The sequence below is a fragment of the Acinetobacter chinensis genome (assembly GCF_002165375.2).
Taxonomy (GTDB): domain Bacteria; phylum Pseudomonadota; class Gammaproteobacteria; order Pseudomonadales; family Moraxellaceae; genus Acinetobacter; species Acinetobacter chinensis.
Window position 1 is genome coordinate 2490904 of the sequence record NZ_CP032134.1, and the last position, 17242, is coordinate 2508145.

Consider the following 17242-nt stretch of genomic DNA (forward strand, 5'->3'; position numbering starts at 1 on the left):
AAAATGGCGTTTCAATATAGCAAAAAATAACCCTGAGACAAGTACCGTCTCAGGGTCATATTTCAGCTTTATTTCTCTTTCTGCAAATCCGAATACTGAGTTTCAGTTTTGATTTCTTTACCCTCAGCATCTGTGAACAGCATTTCCACTCTACGGCTCATTGCTGTGGACTGAACGGTATCATCATGCTCAATCAGATCTGTTTTACCACGGGCTTCAGATGCTATTCTGGATGGGTTGATGCCCTGAGCTGTCAGATACTGCTGTACTGAGTCGATACGACGCTCAGAGAGCTTCAGATTATAGGCTGCATTTGCTCTGGCATCAGTATAACCATAAAGCGTAACAGACCACTCAGGCTGTTCTTTCATGACCTGAATAATTTCATCCAGTACGGCTTTGGACTCTGGTGACAGTACCGATTTATCCAGCGCAAAATGCACCGTGTTTTTAATCTGAATAACTGCAGGTTCCTGTGCTTTTTCATCGGATGCTTTTAAAGGCCATAACTCAGGATTGACACCGGCACACCCAATACTGCCATTCAGCTGTTTCAGCTCAGGCAGCTTCACAACCGATGGCTGCTGAACCTGACCTGATGCACCTTCACATTGCTGTGCAAGATAAACTGCCTGATCCATCTGCCGCTCTGCCGCAGCAAAGATTTCTCTGGAATGTCTCCATCCCAGTTCACAGTATTCTGCTGCTGCCCAGACCAGATTTACTTCCGCCTGCGCAACCGATCTGTATGCACAGGAAAAACCAGGTTGCTGTTTTAACTGTTCTGCACGTAACCACAGATCACGTCGCATGACCTGCGAAGATGAAATAATAGCAGTTGTCAGGCTCGGTTTCTGCTCCTGTTGCAGTAATTTACTGACCTGTGCAAAAGCCTCTTTGCCCGCAGGAGTAAAACCTCTTTCACTGTACTGATGGTCTGCATAAGTCAGCCAGGCACTGGCTTTTTCGAGCTGATAACGATCCTGCACTTCAGATGCACTGGAAAGTCGGCTCTTTATCTGCTCATGCAGTATCTGAGCCGATGCAGCCTGATACTGGCTGTCAGCTGGAAATGGCTGAGTTTCAGCATTTACTGTAAAGCTCAGTGTTGAGAAAATAAGCCCACCAAGCAATACGCTGTATTTATTCATTGTGAATGGCATTATTTTGGCTCCAGTGCTTTATTTACAGACGCCTTATTTCTATTAAACAGATTTTCATCAAACTTGAATCTGAATCTGAAATAAGCACCGCGCATAGTGGTATCGCCATCCGTCAGGTCTTTATCGTCATAACCTGTAAAGTTATAACCACCCGACAACCACAGATTTGATGCAAGCAGATAACCCACTTCAACACCTGCCATATAGCGTACGCCATCAGACACGTCATTCCACATCACGCCTGAATTTACACCTGCATCCCAGCGTTCATTGATGTCATACATAAAACGCCCGTTCAGCATCTGCGTCATACCGCTGGTCTGGATCATGTCATACGTTTCATCCAGATATTTCACCGCATACTGTCCTGAAAGATGAACAGCACGTGAAGGATGATAGTTCATGTGTGTCGAGAACAGATAAACGTTACGTTTATGCGGATCTGTCAATGTTGACTGATTGTCTTCATAACGGTGTTCGATCTTGGACAGCGCATCAAAACGGTTGGTTTCCACATCACGGTATGCTGCACCCAGCTGGAATCTGTTGACCAGTCGATCGCCAGAATCTGCAGACTTGTTGTCTGTAAAATTCAGTACGTTTTTGGCAAGCAGAGTCACTTCATCTGTCAGTTTATAAGCCGTACCCAATGTATTCAGGTAGCTGTCAGACTGACTGGACCAGCGACCTTCTACACGAGCCACATTTTTCCAGCGCGGATTACTTAAGTGTTCAAATCCAACCGTTGCTGCAGTGGACTCAAGTGAATCTTTATTTTCACCTTCCATCACTTTGACTTTTTCAAAGCTCGTGTTGAAGAACAGTCCTTCTTTCAACTGCCAGCGGTTACGCACACCCATCGCAGCTTCAGCTTCACGTGCGCTCAGGCCATCACGGACACGGTATTCACTGAACACTGAACCATCACGCATATACTGACTGTCCAGACCAAATACGGTTGTATTTCGGCTCTGAGTATCATTTAACTCATACAGACCACCAATACTTGAAATGAACTCATGACGCGCATAGGCATGAACATTTTTATAGATATTGGTATCACCGCCTAATGCAAAGACCTGACGCTCGCTGTCCGAAATATCCTGTTCGTATTCAGCAAAGATACTTGTTCCATTAAATGGCAGATTTGCTTTCAGCTTTGTTCTGACCGTCGTACCGTTATAAGGTGTTGAAATACCTGATGTGGACTGACTTGCCGCATCTACAGATTCTTCATAATAACGGACACCGATTTCTGCAGTCAGAATCCGGGTAATGGCACGTTCAATCGTTGCACTGACACCATTACGCACACCGTTATTTTCAGTATCTTCAGTCCGGATTGTTTCCAGTCTGACCACACCCAGTTTATCCACACGGGCATTCAGTTTGACTGCACTTTCCTTACGGCCGGCACTGATTGAAGACGATGCATTCTTAAATCCTGTATCTGCCTGATGATGGTAAGCACGCAGCTCGACATTCTGGTTTTTATAATCCAGTTCAACACGTGCCGCAGAACCATCCTGAGGTCCAACAGTATCTGACGAAGCATTGACTTTGGTCAGGTTGTCCAGGCTGATACTGTCATATTCTGAATAAGCATACTCAGCAATCAGCTTAGTTTTTTCATTCAGCTTAACCACTGTATTTACGCTGGCAATTTTCTCTTCATCGACAGGATCTTCATTCTGAATATAAGATCCACCAACACTGACCTGTTCTGTCAGTTTCAAGGAACCGTTAACACCGGCAACTGTATATTCATCACCACCCTGATCTGTTTCAACTGTGATTCTCAGATATACAGGGTTCAGATTTTCATCAATACTGCTGAGCGGTGTAGTCAGGTAAATACTGTTTGAATAACTATCTATTTCATAGTCACTGAATCTGGACAGTGTTTTCTGGGAAATAATCAGACCCGGGTTATTTCTGTCACGGACAATGATTTCAACTTTTTCACTGTTTTCCTGAATATCATCAGCACTGATACCCAGTGAATATGGTCCTGAAACACCCATTGCACGTAACTCATTAATCATCTGAGTTGTACTGGTTCTGGATGCAAAACCGCTGACTTTGTAACGGTCACCCTCAACAGTGGATTTCAGACCCGTTAATGAACGACTGTACTGTCCCAGTGACAGACCTTCGTCATTTTCTGTACGTGTAACATAGTCACCGTACATAGCATATGAACGACCTTTATCCACACGGACATACAGCTTACTTGTGGACTGTGCATCAAAACCTTTTGCAGATGCATCACCATAAACAGGATAGTATTCGTCAGGACGGATATCACGGAACAGGCGCTGGTTATTGTCTTTGGCAGAGTCATAAGCCATGGTCAACAGATAGTCACCACGCACTTTACCTTTCAGGAAGAATGCTGCACGACCACGGGTTGCCTTAGTCCCATCTGAAGAAACGGAAAGGTCTGTCAGTTCTTCTTCAAAACCATCCTGGGTTGAAGTTTTTGCAAGCTCTTTAGGATCAAAATCATTCAGCGCAAATGAACCTTCAATAATACCTGTAACCAGCATTGGGCGAAGTTCCGCCAGGAAGCGCACAGGAATACTGCGTTCATAAATACCACTGCTGATTCTTAGTACGCCCTCACCGGCTTCTGTCGGTGCCAGTACAGGAATAACAACCGATCCGCCCTCAACAAAAATCTGAGTGCCTGGTTTATCTTTTTCAAGATCTGTTAACTGAACCGTACCAATACTGGATTCAATGGTCAGTGGTGTACGTGCCGCAACCGGTGTTCCGTTCTGATCCTGTATTTTAACGACAACCTGAAATACATCTTTACCGTTAGCATAAGCCTGCTGTTCCACCACCTGAGTGCTCAGCTGATTCATATTACCAGGTGCAATCACAGTCACTGTACGGCTATCACGCAGATTCCCCCAGCTGTCCACCTGACGGGCTTCGATCTTATTTTTACCAGGTTTTAACGCCACACCAATAAAGTCAAATCCAGCCACACCCAGATCAGCAGCAGCGGCTTTTTTACCGATACGTTTTTCGCTGACCTGTTCGTCATTTACAAAAAGCTGAATATCTGTGCCCAGAGCACCTTTTAGCTGAACCATAGTCTGAGCAGCAGGCAATATCTGCTGATCCCTTAAGTTCAGAATACCGAGCTGATTTGACTCAGAGCGCTGTAATTCCTGCTCAAGATCAAGAGAAACCGGTGCTTTTACAGGCTCGATATGAACTGTTTTAACATCTTTGATCTGATCTTTTTTATATTCAACATTACAGTTGGCTGATGCACCAACGGCACTGATACAGCCACTTGATGGCTGTCCCTGTACATCAGAAACATAAGTAACTGACGGATCAATACTTAAATCTGCACGCAGTACCTGTTCCAGGGCATCCAGCTGAGCATCAATGTTCTTTTTACGTTCCTCAATCTGACCTGCAAGTGCATCACTGCACTGTCCCATACCATCCGCAATTGCAAAATCAGCACGATGCAGCTCACCACGTTTGATATCAACAAAACGGCTGCCCGGATCACCCGCCTGACGGTTATTGATCAGCAGCATTTCTGAATTTGCAGGCAGTGTTGTGGTATCGACTTTGAGTACATGAGTAATCGGTTTGATACCGTAAAAGTTATATTTACCTTCACGATCGGTGACTACAAAGGTACCGTCTTCCATATAAATACGGACACCAGGAATACCGGCTTCACCTTTGTCCTGTACACCATTGCGGTTACAGTCAGCAAAGACTTTACCCACTACAAAACCATCAGGGCTGAACACACCTGGGGTGATTTTCAGCTTAGCCTGTGCCTCATTTGACACAGTGCCTGCCTGATCACGGGCATGTGCGCGGTTAACACCATCACCGCTTAAAGCATTTGGACCCACATAAACTCTGTACTGAACTTTTGCTTCCTGTTTTGGAGTCAAAGTTCCCAGACCCAAAGTCAGATAAGGTCCTTTTCCACCCTGTGGATCGGCAACCTTCTTGCCATCCACACGCATGGTTCCAGATACATATACCAGTCCTCTTGGCAGAGTATCCTTCATATCCACATCATATAAAGTAGTATTGCCCTGGTTGGCAACAGTAACGGTATAGTCCTTGAAGTCACCAATTTCAGCATTTTTACTGCCGTTGATTTCTTTTTTGACCGTCAGGTTATTATTGACTGCTGTAGATGCTGAAGGATCAATTGGAATATCAATATTAAGTGCAGCATCACCTGCTTTCAGGCTGAAATTACCACCATAAGACCAGTTAATGTCTACAGGTCTGGTACCGAAATCGTTATAAATAGTACGGTCACTGGTAAATGTATATGTAATACCACCAGGAATGGTAGTGGTATCCACATGCAGGCTGTATGTACCAGGTTCCACCAACGGATAGACAAACTGACCATCACTGTCCGTCACCTGAACAGCATCTATTGGAATCAGTGCCCCTGTAATCTCATCCACTTTAAATGCAACATTTGGACCAACCGGCTGCCCGTTTGCATCACGTAAAGTAACTGTAGCACCAGCAACAGGCAGACCTGTTTTTGCATCAAATACAACGCCGTAAGGATCAATCAATACATCCGTATTTACATCTATAATTTTTTTGGTGGACGTACCATTTGCATCCAGACAGTCCGTCAGACTTACAATAACTTTGTCACGTTTTACGGTCTGGAGAATCATATCTCCAGGATTTGCTGTCTGGCTTTCCTGTGTTGGAAGCTCGAAACGGAAAACGCCTGTATTGAGTCCAGTCTCTATGCTCTGAACATTTTCAATGTCACCCGTGGTCGTGGACTGAACCTTAATATTGACTTTATCCAGTGTATTACGTTCAGCATTACACATTGCACCATTGGCAGAAATATACAATGGTTTTTTGACAGTACCCGATCCCACGGTAATGGAATAATCGCCTGAGTTATTACTGATATCCGAATGACCGCCGACATTGGTAATCGCATCATTGGAAATGGTTTTTTTAATACCTGTTGCTGTTCCATGCTCGACTGTAAAACGGTTTACCAGCGTCGTACTCGAAATGTTCGAGTTCATGGTCACGATCAGTTCTACAGCTTCTGTTGCATTTCCAGGTAAAGCCTGAGGATATGCAACCACCAGTTCATTGATCTGGTTTTTATCCAACGGAATATTCTTTGTATATTTATTATTGGCAATTTTATATAGCACAACAGCATTTGAGTTTGCTGGTTTTGCTGATTTAAAGACAGTATTGGCTGGCAATTCATCCACAAGAAGTACAGCATTCATGCTTGAACCATCGACATCAATCGCCGTAGTTCCTGATGTTCTGGAAGAATTATTTTTTATTTCAAGATTGTACTTCAGATCATACGACTGACCTGGTACAGGTTCAAACTGCTGTTTATCTACAGTTTTAGTTGCAATAAGCTGTGGAACAAAACTGATCAGAGCATCTGTTGCTTCTGCATCAGCAGTGTTGTCCTGTACGGTATAGGCACGAACAGGTAAATCAACACGTGTGTTGTCCTGCAGTGTTGTTAAAGTATCTGCAACAACCCATAAATTTACTTTTTCACCGATTTCAAGGTGAACAGGACCACTGATCACCTGGTCAGAACTGTCAAACTTCCCGTCCCGGTTAGTGTCCAGATATATTTTAATATTACTTAAATCAGAATGACCCAACTGATCAAACAGGACATCAACAGGTGCATTACTGTCATTACTGAGTTCATTGAGCCAGATGACTTTAGAGCCTGCATCAACTTCCTGTAAAGGTGGCGTTGTCAGTCCAATCACATACAACGGAGTAATCGTTACACCCACTGTATTGGATGGAACGTCTTTAAAGTATCCACCATCGGAGGTGCTGTAACTTGCATAAGCGGTATTGCGGATCGTTACACCAGCGTCTGGCATGGCTGCATAGGTCTGATTCACCAGTACAATGGACGATGCCAGTGTGGTGAACAAGAATGCTACTTGACTGCTACTACCCAGCTTAAATCGCTTTGACACGACAGTACCCCAACAAAAAAATTCAAAAAACAAAATATAAAAATTATAGGGATGAACACGAACCGAAGTTCATGTCCATCCATCTGCTAAAAGCAAATATGGATTATTATTTGTCTACCTGCACAGCAAATTTAAGTACTGCAGCTTCTTTAGGCGCAAGATCAAATTTATCTGTAATCAGATCTTTTGTACTACCAGCATCGTAGTTAAACTGACCTTTTTTAGTACCTGCTGTATTGTTGAAATCAGCCGGTAATGTTGCAGGCGCTTTCAGTGTTGTATAAGACGGGATCACGTCTTTAATCTGAACGTCTTTAACAACCTGGTCACCACGGTTTTCTGCTGTAATGAAATACACAATACACTCACCTGGTTTCGCCTCAAGACCAGCAGTACTACCTGTTGTTGGCATTGCGCCTGGAGGTGTGTCTGCACATGTCGGCCATGCTGCCTGAGTCTTATACAGATCAAGGATACCTGCAGCTACAGTCGTTGTATCTGTGTTATAGATAACTTTAGGTGCTGCAACTTTATTTATTACGCCGGTTGTTGTAATTGTGATTTTAGATTCATCAGTCAAACCATTGGTTGCCGTACCTGGAGCCTGAACAATCACCCACAGTTTAACGCTCTCACCTTTTTTCAGTGCATGAATCCAATCAGCTGAACTGGTACTGTATGCAGCATCTTCTGATGGATCAAAAATATTATTTTTGTCCGTATCAACATAGACAGTCGTAATGAAACCGTTATCTACGCTATGTGAAATACCCAGCTCGAAGTAACTTTTATCAGTAGCATTTTTACCAGCACCTTCTGTCACGTTACCGTTGTTGGTCAGCGTATGCTCATAACGAACCACACCACCTGGGTAAACAGTACCATGCTGATCTTCAGTTAATACAAGCTCACGCACCGCATTTACAGTCACCTGATCTTTCATACTGTCTGTCACACCAGCAGAAGATGTCACACTGAAGATTACATCATATAATCCAGCGTCCTGACCTTTAGGTGGAGTTACTTTCACACAGTAATATTCAGTTTTATCTGAAGTCGCTGTTGTTGGCTGAACACTGCCTGTTCTTGTTACAGGTGTACCTGAACAGGTTGTTCCATTCTGTGCAGGCTCTTTGAAGTACTCAACAACCCAGTCAGTTAAATCAACAGGTGTGCCGTCAGTTGTCTTAACCACTGTACTGAACAGATATTCTTCAGGTTTTGCACCATGGTTAGTTACAGCTACCGGGAACTTAACAGTTACACCTGGGTTTGTAGATTCTGAATCAATAACATCAGCTGGGTCATATGGTCCTTCACCAGCATTTTTTGCGTCATCCTGCTTACCATTGTGATCACCACTACCGTTACTCAAGTCAACAGCATTTTTTGTAATCTCTTGAATCTCAAGTGTTAAATCATCTTTTTTAGCTGAATTAGCTACAGAAGTAATACTTACTTTTACTTCACTCGCTGTTGTTTTTTCAATACCTGATGGCAACTCTACACGTACAAGCAGTTTAAAGTTAGCACCTGGAGCAAGTGGTCCAGTATCCACACCCTGACCAATACTCGAAGTCAGTGCGTTGCCATAAGCATTATAGAATGAGAATTTTGTGCCCGCAGGGAAAGTTGATGCTAAAGTTTCAACTTTAAAGGTATCTGTAGTGTTTCCTGAGTTATGAATATAGATAACTTCCAGGTCAGTTCCTGTATCAGTCGCAGTTGTAGACTCTGTACCACTACCAAAGTCAATTGAACTGCCTGCTGTCACACTTTTAAGCGTAATCTTATCCGTCCAACCGCCTTTATCTTTTGTAATATCACTACTGTCACTGATAAAGCCGTTATGATTACCCTCTACCGTTACAATTGTATTGTTGGTTGGGTCATCTGGATTATAACCACCAGTTGATGGATCAGGACCATCATTGTCATATTTTGCAATGTTTGTAATATCACCCGGTACAGTTCCCTTAGCAACGCTAGCTTTAAAACTTACAATACCGTTTTTACCAAAAGCAACGTTAACCAAAGTAAATGTCAGTTTCTGCCCATCAACCTGATAATGATTCGTCGTCGGAGCTGTTCCAGTACCATCCCATGGTGTCAAAACAGTACCATCAAGAGTTACACTACCAGTGACAAAAGCCAGCTTGCTGTCAAGCACATCTTCAATCACCAGATTTGCAGTACCGTTACCACTGTTCTTATATTTCAAATCATAAGTAACAGTCTGAGCAGCAGTACTTGTATCAATAGCCTGGACGTTGACTGCTTTTACAACACTGAAAGAAGCACCTGTAATAATAGTTACAGTATCAGTATTGTCCTGTGATTTCAGGGTGCCAATCGTTTTTTCACTTTCTGCGGTCAGTTTTAATTGACCTGCAGTAGCAGCATTTGCTGCCTGTGGTGTTTTAGCTACAACCACAAGGTTCATGGATTTGCCAGCGTCAAGGGTAATCTTATCCGTAGCCGTCAGTGGTTTACCATCTGCTGTACCATTACCATCCGTATCCAGATACACTTCAACTTTCTGGAAGTTCCAATCATCCCCTGTCAGTACATCACCGATAGTCAGTGTAAATGTATCTGTACCATTACCGGTGTTAGTCAGGATGTGCTGCATAACCACTTCAGCATTCTGATTCGCTGTTTTGGTACGATCAGATTCAAGTGTGAATGAACCCACCTGAAGAACCTTGGTTTCAACTTCGTTTGACTTCAACGTTGTTGTTGTACCATTTTCTGTATAAGTCGCCACCGCGGCGTTCTTAATCAGAGTCCCTGCTGCTGGTGCTGCAGCCTGTGCACCGGTAGAAACCAGTGCCAGACCGCCAAGCGCTGCCGCTACGGACAAAGACAAGCTGTTACGCTTTAAAGTTTGAATAGGATTTGACATTATAGTCCCCGCCCCCAAAAGGAGTTATGTTTAAGTTGCTTTTAAAAAGTTAAAAATTAATCGTCTGCAGCATTAACTTTAGTCTGTGCAGTTACAGTCACAGACTTTTTGGATGGCAGTTCTGCAACCTGCCACTGTAAAGCCCGATAGTCTTTCAGTGGAACTTCCACAATTTTTCCATTTACTGTTTTTTTCAGCGGTGTCGCTGCAAAATTCACCCCGTCTGTACTTGCAAGCGCACCTGCCGGAGAGCTGACACCTGTGTACTGAGTATCTGCTGGAACAGGCAGTGTCGCTTTCAAACCTTTGATACTACCTGCAGTGTTGTTGGTATATGTTGCACGGTACTCAATGATATCTTTTGGCTTGGTTGCTTCCGCAGAAACAAACTTGACCTTTCCTTTTGTGTCCACTGTTTTTTTGAACGCTTTAAGTTCAATAGACACGGGTTCTTTAGCATTATTTTGAGCTGCCACAGCATGTGTAGCTGCTATTCCCATAACCAGACTGAGGGTTAAACCCTTCAGCGCAACAGTTGCTTTCAGCATATTTAGATCCACTGCAAGTAAAATTACATTTTGTTAATATAAGTCACAATTTTCTATGAAAAACATACAAAATACAACTTATATTAAACAAATTTTAACCATGTTTTCAATCATTAATTAAATTTGATGTAACTTTAATTATCTGTTTTCACAGGACTAACTACACATTTTCAGATTTACACTAAACGTGTAGCCTCCCACCCTAAAACTATTGAACTTTCACACAGAACAGTACGTTTCCTCTCGCTCCAGGTAACAGCGTCCCAGGAATATCCCATGTAAGTGACGATCCAGTCTGGGTACAGTTTTCTGTACAGGTTTTATATTCTGTTCCAAGCGGCACAGAGTCCTTCAACACAACATCAATCAGTTTTTTAGCCGAACTGTTTGTATATGCAATCTGATACTCCAGGAACTGTTCTTTCTTTGCGGTATTTTCCGTCGTGAATAATGCCGTATCTGCAGATGTAGATGGGCATGCATTCACTGTACGAACCTGTTTTTTGATATCCAGTCCAGCCGAACCGACTGTGGTGATGTCATGTACTGAATTTGATTTTCCTGGTGTATTACCCTCATAATTCTGGCTGTAGTCCAGCTTAAACTCCGCGGTCAGACTGTCACCGGCTTTAGCAGCTGCAGATGAGACAACCCTCTGTACCAGACAGATTTTTTGACCTGGCATGATTTGCGTATTCTGCAATGCAGCTGAATACAGTTTTTCATTTACATCGACCAGGCCGTTACAGTTAGTGTCATGGTAGATCATGCTCTGCCAGTCCTGACCAGATGGCTGCTGTATATTTGAAGAAGTCAGAGCACCCAGCTTGTGTACGCTGTTTGAAATAATTTCATGTGGATAGTCAACCACATCACCTGCTGAAATATTTTTCTGACCATTCTGCGTCAGAATCAGCTGGAGCTGTGCATCACCAAAAAGGAAACCATCATAAACACTGGCTGTCCCATTTTTTTCGACCGTAAACAGATCATGTCCTGCATCAACAACTGCTGTTACAGAAGCAGACTTTGCACTGCTGACCGATGTATAACCATCCACATTTTTTTGAACCAGACAAACATTATTTGAGGTTGCATCAAATACATTCTGCAAAGTACGGATCTCAAAACCACCATTTGCATTGGTTTGTGCAGATGCAAACACCTCTTTGGTACTACAGTTCTGCAACTCTATACGGCTTCCAGCAATACCGACTTCACCTGAGTCAGCAACACCGTTATATGCCTTGGCTGCATCCTGAGTTGTACCGCTGTTGTCATTGATCACACGACCACTGAATACATAACCCGCTTTCTTTTCGTTGGTGACTTTACAGATCAGCTTCGATGCAAATTTTACCTTTGATGCATCCAGTGTCACTGTACTTCCCTGGCGTACAGCGAGATTGCCTGCAACGTTTCCACTCACACTGGTATTTGAATCAGTACATTCGACACTGCGCAGCGAATACAGACCCGATTCTTTCTCAGTAAATGAAATCGCTTTATTTGCGTCTGCATAAACTGGTGATGTGAAACCATTCTCCACCGGTGAAACAGAGTTCTTCAAACGGACATTCTGAGCTGAACCAACAACTGTTGTCACCACTTCACCACTTTGAATCTGATATGAAGCATTTGCAGCCAGATTACTGAAGTTTTCAAATTCAAAAGCATCCGTACCACCCTCTGAGATTTTCTTTAACTCAAAGGTTGGTTTTAAACAGACATTTAAATTATTGAGACTGAAACCAATGTCATCGCCCGCATCATTTGCACTTTTGTTAGGACTGATATTTTGAAAATCCACATTTAAAGTACTTAAACTGGACACAACTGTCGTTGGTAAAGTTACAGTGAAATTAACCGCTGATGGCGCAGTATTATATTGACCAACAGTAAAACTTACTGGTGTTACAGTTGCTCCATTTAAAGCAGTAAATGTAGCATCATTATTTACACTGGCACCTGGAGTCGTCAGCACAGCATACGGCGTACCATTTACATAAATTTTAAGTGTTGAACCTGTGACTCGAGGATTTCCATAAGACCAGTTAATTTTCCCCTGTAACTGTAATGCACCATTAGCTCCTGTACCATAAGCAACTGAATAAGGTGATATAGCTGGATTTACTGCAAATCCTTGTGAACTTAAAATACTATTGTCAATATATGAATAAAATTTTGTATCGGTTATTAAATTCACTGACTGAGCACTTACACACATATTTTCAGATTCACCATTTGTAATAGGTGTGTTTTTGGTAACTACAGTTGATACTGTAGAAGTGTTATTGGTTGGATCCGTATCCGTCAGACCTGCAGGTAATGCAATGGTTGCAGTATTTGAAACTGAAGTCCCAGATGGCTCTTTATAAAGCAAACCTGTCAGTGTAAATTCAAGATAATTGGCATCATTATTATTTGAATCTTTACCAACCAAAGGCAATAAACCCAAAGTAATGCTGCGGCTATTGGAATTGTTTATATTTGAAATAGAAGCCGGACATGTTGCAGTCCCCACTGCCTTACATACAACCTGCACACTGGCTAAATCTGCCGGTACATTATCAGTAACAATTGCACCCGTGACAGCAGCAACACCTTTATTCCATACTTTCAACTTATAGGTAAGTAAGTCACCAACTTTTACAGTTGCTTTATCAACTGTTTTGGTAATAGCCAGGTCTGCCTTATCCAGAACAGTAATGGTGGTTGGAAAGCCTGTTTCCAACAGTTTCTGTAATTCTGTATTACTACATGTTCCACCACTGAACGACATTCCAATGGGTCCATATAATCCTTGCGCATATTTATTTATTGAATTTTGATTTACCATTCGATAAGTAATTTTATAATATCCACCTGTTGTCAAAGTAGAACTCACCACATAAGGATTATCAGAATCCCAAGAATCCCTCACACTTTCCCTGGAATTTGACATTAAAGCTGAATTTGTTAAAACTCCATTATTTGATTTTTGAATCGTAATATAAGCTCCGTCATCAATATGTGAACCTTGCGTACCAACACAAGCATTAACTTCACTTGTTCCATTAGGAATATAAACATAAGTTTCAAACTCCCAAGCACGTAAATTATTAGTATATGAGTTCCTCTTATTAGAAGGTTCAGCTAAGGTAACTTGACTATTTGTATAACCAATTAAATTTGTAACAAGGTCAACAAACGTCGGTTCTGGTTTATTGGCACTAGATACAAAGTAATAAGTATCTCCAAGTTCGGAATTTGATGCAGCAGTCCTAAGGTACTGTCCTATGGGGTTTTTTTCTGCTAATGGCCATGCACCGATCAAACTTGTCCCTTCCCATGAATATGTTCCACAAGTTGTTGAAGTAATCACACCATTAGAATTTCTGTTAACAGTACAAGTTCCATTTGCAGTTCGACCAACCCAAAAAGCATCATAAGCTGAAGGCGCACTTGTACTACTCCCCTCCCGCCCCCAAACTCTGTGAATACTCTCACCAGCACCACTACCAAGGTTTGCCTGATTACTTTTTACAGCTAAAGTCGTCTGTTGTACTGAGGTAGATGTGGTTGCAGTCTGAGCGACTGCATAAGTAATTTTAACATCAAAAGTAGAACCAACACTTAAACCACCGACACTGCAACTGTATACCGTACCAGTTAATGGACAGACTGTATCTGCCGCTCCCCAGGTTACACCGGTAATCGTTACACCCGTTGTTGTCGCTCCCCTTACTTCAGCGACTGTGCCCGTTGCAGCCGATGGTCCAAAATTTGTAATGGTTGCAGTCTGTACACCACTGTGCCCTTTGGTAATTGAGGGTGTATCTACAGCAGTCACTTCAAAACGGGAGACATCAACAGTCATTGCACCCGGATTGGCTGAGTATGCAGATGAAATGCTGATGCAGGAAAGCACCCCGAATAAGAAACTTTTTCCCAGTACTTTTTTCATCTCAGTTCCCCACATACTTCACCCCAAACTCCAAGGTATGGCTTGCACCACTTTTAACCGCAGGGACTGAACCCTTAATTTCACCACTTTGACCCACAGCTGGCGCAGTGATTGACGCCGCATCACAGTCCGCACAAACCGGTGATTTATTCATCACCATTGCTTCTGGTGTTGCATCATAAAAAGTAAATCTGCCAATGTCTGATGCACCCATATTTGTCACCGTCAGCTGATAAATCACACACTGACCTGAACCATCGGCATTTTTAGTAATCGGCAAAATGCCTGTTGTAAATGAACCTTCTTCGGTTCCATTACAGTCATCATCTTTTGCCTGCAACTTGCTTAAACGCACAGGTGAAGTGGTAATGGTGGTAATGTCCGTTGCTGTATCCAGCACCGTAGAACCATCACTTAAACTGATGACAGAAGTGTTGGTAATACCCACTGTGCCCAGTGATGAGTTTTCCACTTTGGCAAAAATACGGACTGGCTTTTTATCTGTCAGTGTTGCTGATGGTACTGCCGATAAATCGGTCATCAGCACATCTTCAGCATCCAGCATACCGTTATCATTTTTGTCAAAATACAGTGTGGTGATAAAACCCTGCTGGTCATTGGTCACTGTCAAAGTATCTGTTGCTTTCAGAACCTGCTCGCCCCACGGTTTTAAAATGTGGGTATAGGTAATCGTGCCACCTGGTGCAATCTGCCCACGCAGGTCTGGATCAAGCGTTATGCCACCCTGACTGTTTTTAGATGTGATGCTGATCGAGTTATGAATGGTGTCATAAGCGTTTTGTGCATTTGGTGCAGGCAGCTCAGATGAAGCCACTCTGAAATAGATATCCACAGTCCCGGTTACAGCTGTGGCATCCAGACTCACTACTGCACAGTAAGTCTGAGTTTCACCATTATTCAGTACACGAGTAGAAGAAATTTCTCCAAGCACAGTCTGACAGTTATCTGCAGTTCCGTAGTAACGAACACCAGACACGCCTGCAGGGAGTTTTAATGTGCTGAATACACCATCATCATCTGCACTGAACTGATATGATGTTGCAAGACCGACATGACTGACCTGCAATGGAAAGATCACTTTTTTGGTATTATCACCCGACAGGTTTTTCCATGCAGCTGCTCCATTGGAGACGGCACCATTGCCTACACCATTGTCTTCGGGCTGGTTTGTTAAGTCGACTGTTCTGGATAAATCATTCTGAGACAGCGTGACTCTATCTGTCACGTCATCTGTTTTTGAACTGTCCGCAATGGACTGAGCTACAGGTTTCACCTCAAACTGAGTATTTGCTGTATCTATATAGTCTTTCGGGAAAGTTGCTTTCACAACAACGGGCAGTTTTCCACCTGCTTCGATATAACCTGTATCAGCAACACCATCGCCATTGGTATCAAACAATGGAGTAACACCGTCTTCACGGAAAAACTCAAGAACTGTTCCTACAGGGAAATTATGGGTTCCCATAGTCAGATTGAAACGGTCAGTTGTATTTCCAGTGTTCCAGACCCAGTTGTTGAACAACACTGTTGAACCTGTAGCCACAGGTCCTCTACTGTCAATATCATTAACATTTGAAGCTGTGCTGGCATCAGCATTGATCACAACACCATAACTATAAACTGGTTTTATTTCCAGAATGGCTGTGTTTGATTTTGCTGTTAAAACGGGGGTAACTGTATTTTTATCATGATCAAAAGTCATGTCTGCAAAGTTAGGAATCTGACCTGGCGTTCCTTTTACAACTTTGACTTTAAACTCAATATAACCCTGAGCATTGGCAGGGACACTGGTGATTCTGGCGCTCACCGTCTTTGTCGCCTCATCCCAATAATAATTTATACCTGTCGGATCATTTGATCCTGATGCAGAATTTAATACTTGTCCATTCCACAGATCAGCACCTGATACATAAAGCAGCTCTGCTGAATTCAGCACATCCGTAATATGGACTTCGCCACTTTCAGTACCCATGTTCTGATAGGTCAGACGGACAATGGCTTCATCATCTTTTACTACAATATCTTTATTGAATGACTTGCGGATACTCAGTACAGCTTTATCTGTAATCTTTACTGTGTCAGTATTGCTCTGTGCTGCTACCCCAGACTGAGCTGAAGTCGCTGTAATTTTCAGTGAACCACCTGCACCAACAGCGCCTGTAGCTCCAACAACTGCTTTTACAATTAAAGCAACTGCTTCACCCGCATTTAAAGAATACTGAGTTACAGGCTGATCGCTGTCTGGCACACCATTGCGGTCTTTATCCAGATATACAACAATCTGACTTAATGCCACCGCGCCATTATTTGTAACTGCGCTCAGAGTAAATGTATCTTCTGCATTTGCTGTATTGGTCAGTACGTGGTTGAAATATACGGTCTGATTCAATGCTGCATCAATTTCATTATTACTGGTCAGAGTAAAACTGTAAGTCGGGATAATTGTGGTACGCACCAGGTTCGACCTGGATGTCTGCACAACAGTCGAACCTTCCTCTTTATATTCACCTGTTGCCATATTACTGATAACCGCAGCGGTATCAGCCAGTGCAAATGTGGATACAGTTGCTCCTAACAATCCAGACATTGCCCAGCGTAAACTTCGAGTAATCATCTTTTCCGTAAACATTTCTGAACGCCTT

General features: G+C 42.8%; 6 protein-coding genes. All 6 read right to left on the minus strand.

The window, feature by feature from the left end; genetic code table 11:
- Window positions 1-68: 68 nt before the first annotated feature.
- The 6 genes from CDG60_RS12875 to CDG60_RS12900 all read right to left on the minus strand — a co-directional run bounded on the left by CDG60_RS12875 (window position 69) and on the right by CDG60_RS12900 (window position 17229).
- Entirely contained in the window at window positions 69-1163 is a 1095-nt protein-coding gene (locus tag CDG60_RS12875; protein ID WP_087511860.1) for an OmpA family protein, read from the minus strand.
- Window positions 1163-7180, minus strand: coding sequence for an SdrD B-like domain-containing protein (locus CDG60_RS12880; protein ID WP_227542881.1), 6018 nt, complete (start codon window positions 7178-7180; stop codon window positions 1163-1165). The genes CDG60_RS12875 and CDG60_RS12880 overlap by 1 nt, the downstream gene beginning before the upstream one ends.
- A gap of 106 nt (window positions 7181-7286) precedes the next feature.
- Window positions 7287-10085 (minus strand): isopeptide-forming domain-containing fimbrial protein, encoded by a 2799-nt coding sequence (locus CDG60_RS12885; protein WP_087511861.1) that lies wholly within the window; start codon window positions 10083-10085, stop codon window positions 7287-7289.
- A 56-nt stretch (window positions 10086-10141) separates the two neighbouring features.
- Window positions 10142-10633 carry a hypothetical protein gene (locus tag CDG60_RS12890; protein WP_087511862.1) on the minus strand — a complete coding sequence of 164 codons (492 nt, stop codon included), beginning with the start codon at window positions 10631-10633 and terminating at the stop codon, window positions 10142-10144.
- A 208-nt stretch (window positions 10634-10841) separates the two neighbouring features.
- Window positions 10842-14579: a prealbumin-like fold domain-containing protein gene (locus CDG60_RS12895; RefSeq protein ID WP_160117049.1), complete on the minus strand. Its 3738-nt coding sequence runs from the start codon at window positions 14577-14579 to the stop codon at window positions 10842-10844.
- A gap of 1 nt (window position 14580) precedes the next feature.
- Window positions 14581-17229 carry a hypothetical protein gene (locus CDG60_RS12900; RefSeq protein ID WP_087511864.1) on the minus strand — a complete coding sequence of 883 codons (2649 nt, stop codon included), beginning with the start codon at window positions 17227-17229 and terminating at the stop codon, window positions 14581-14583.
- Window positions 17230-17242: the final 13 nt, after the last annotated feature.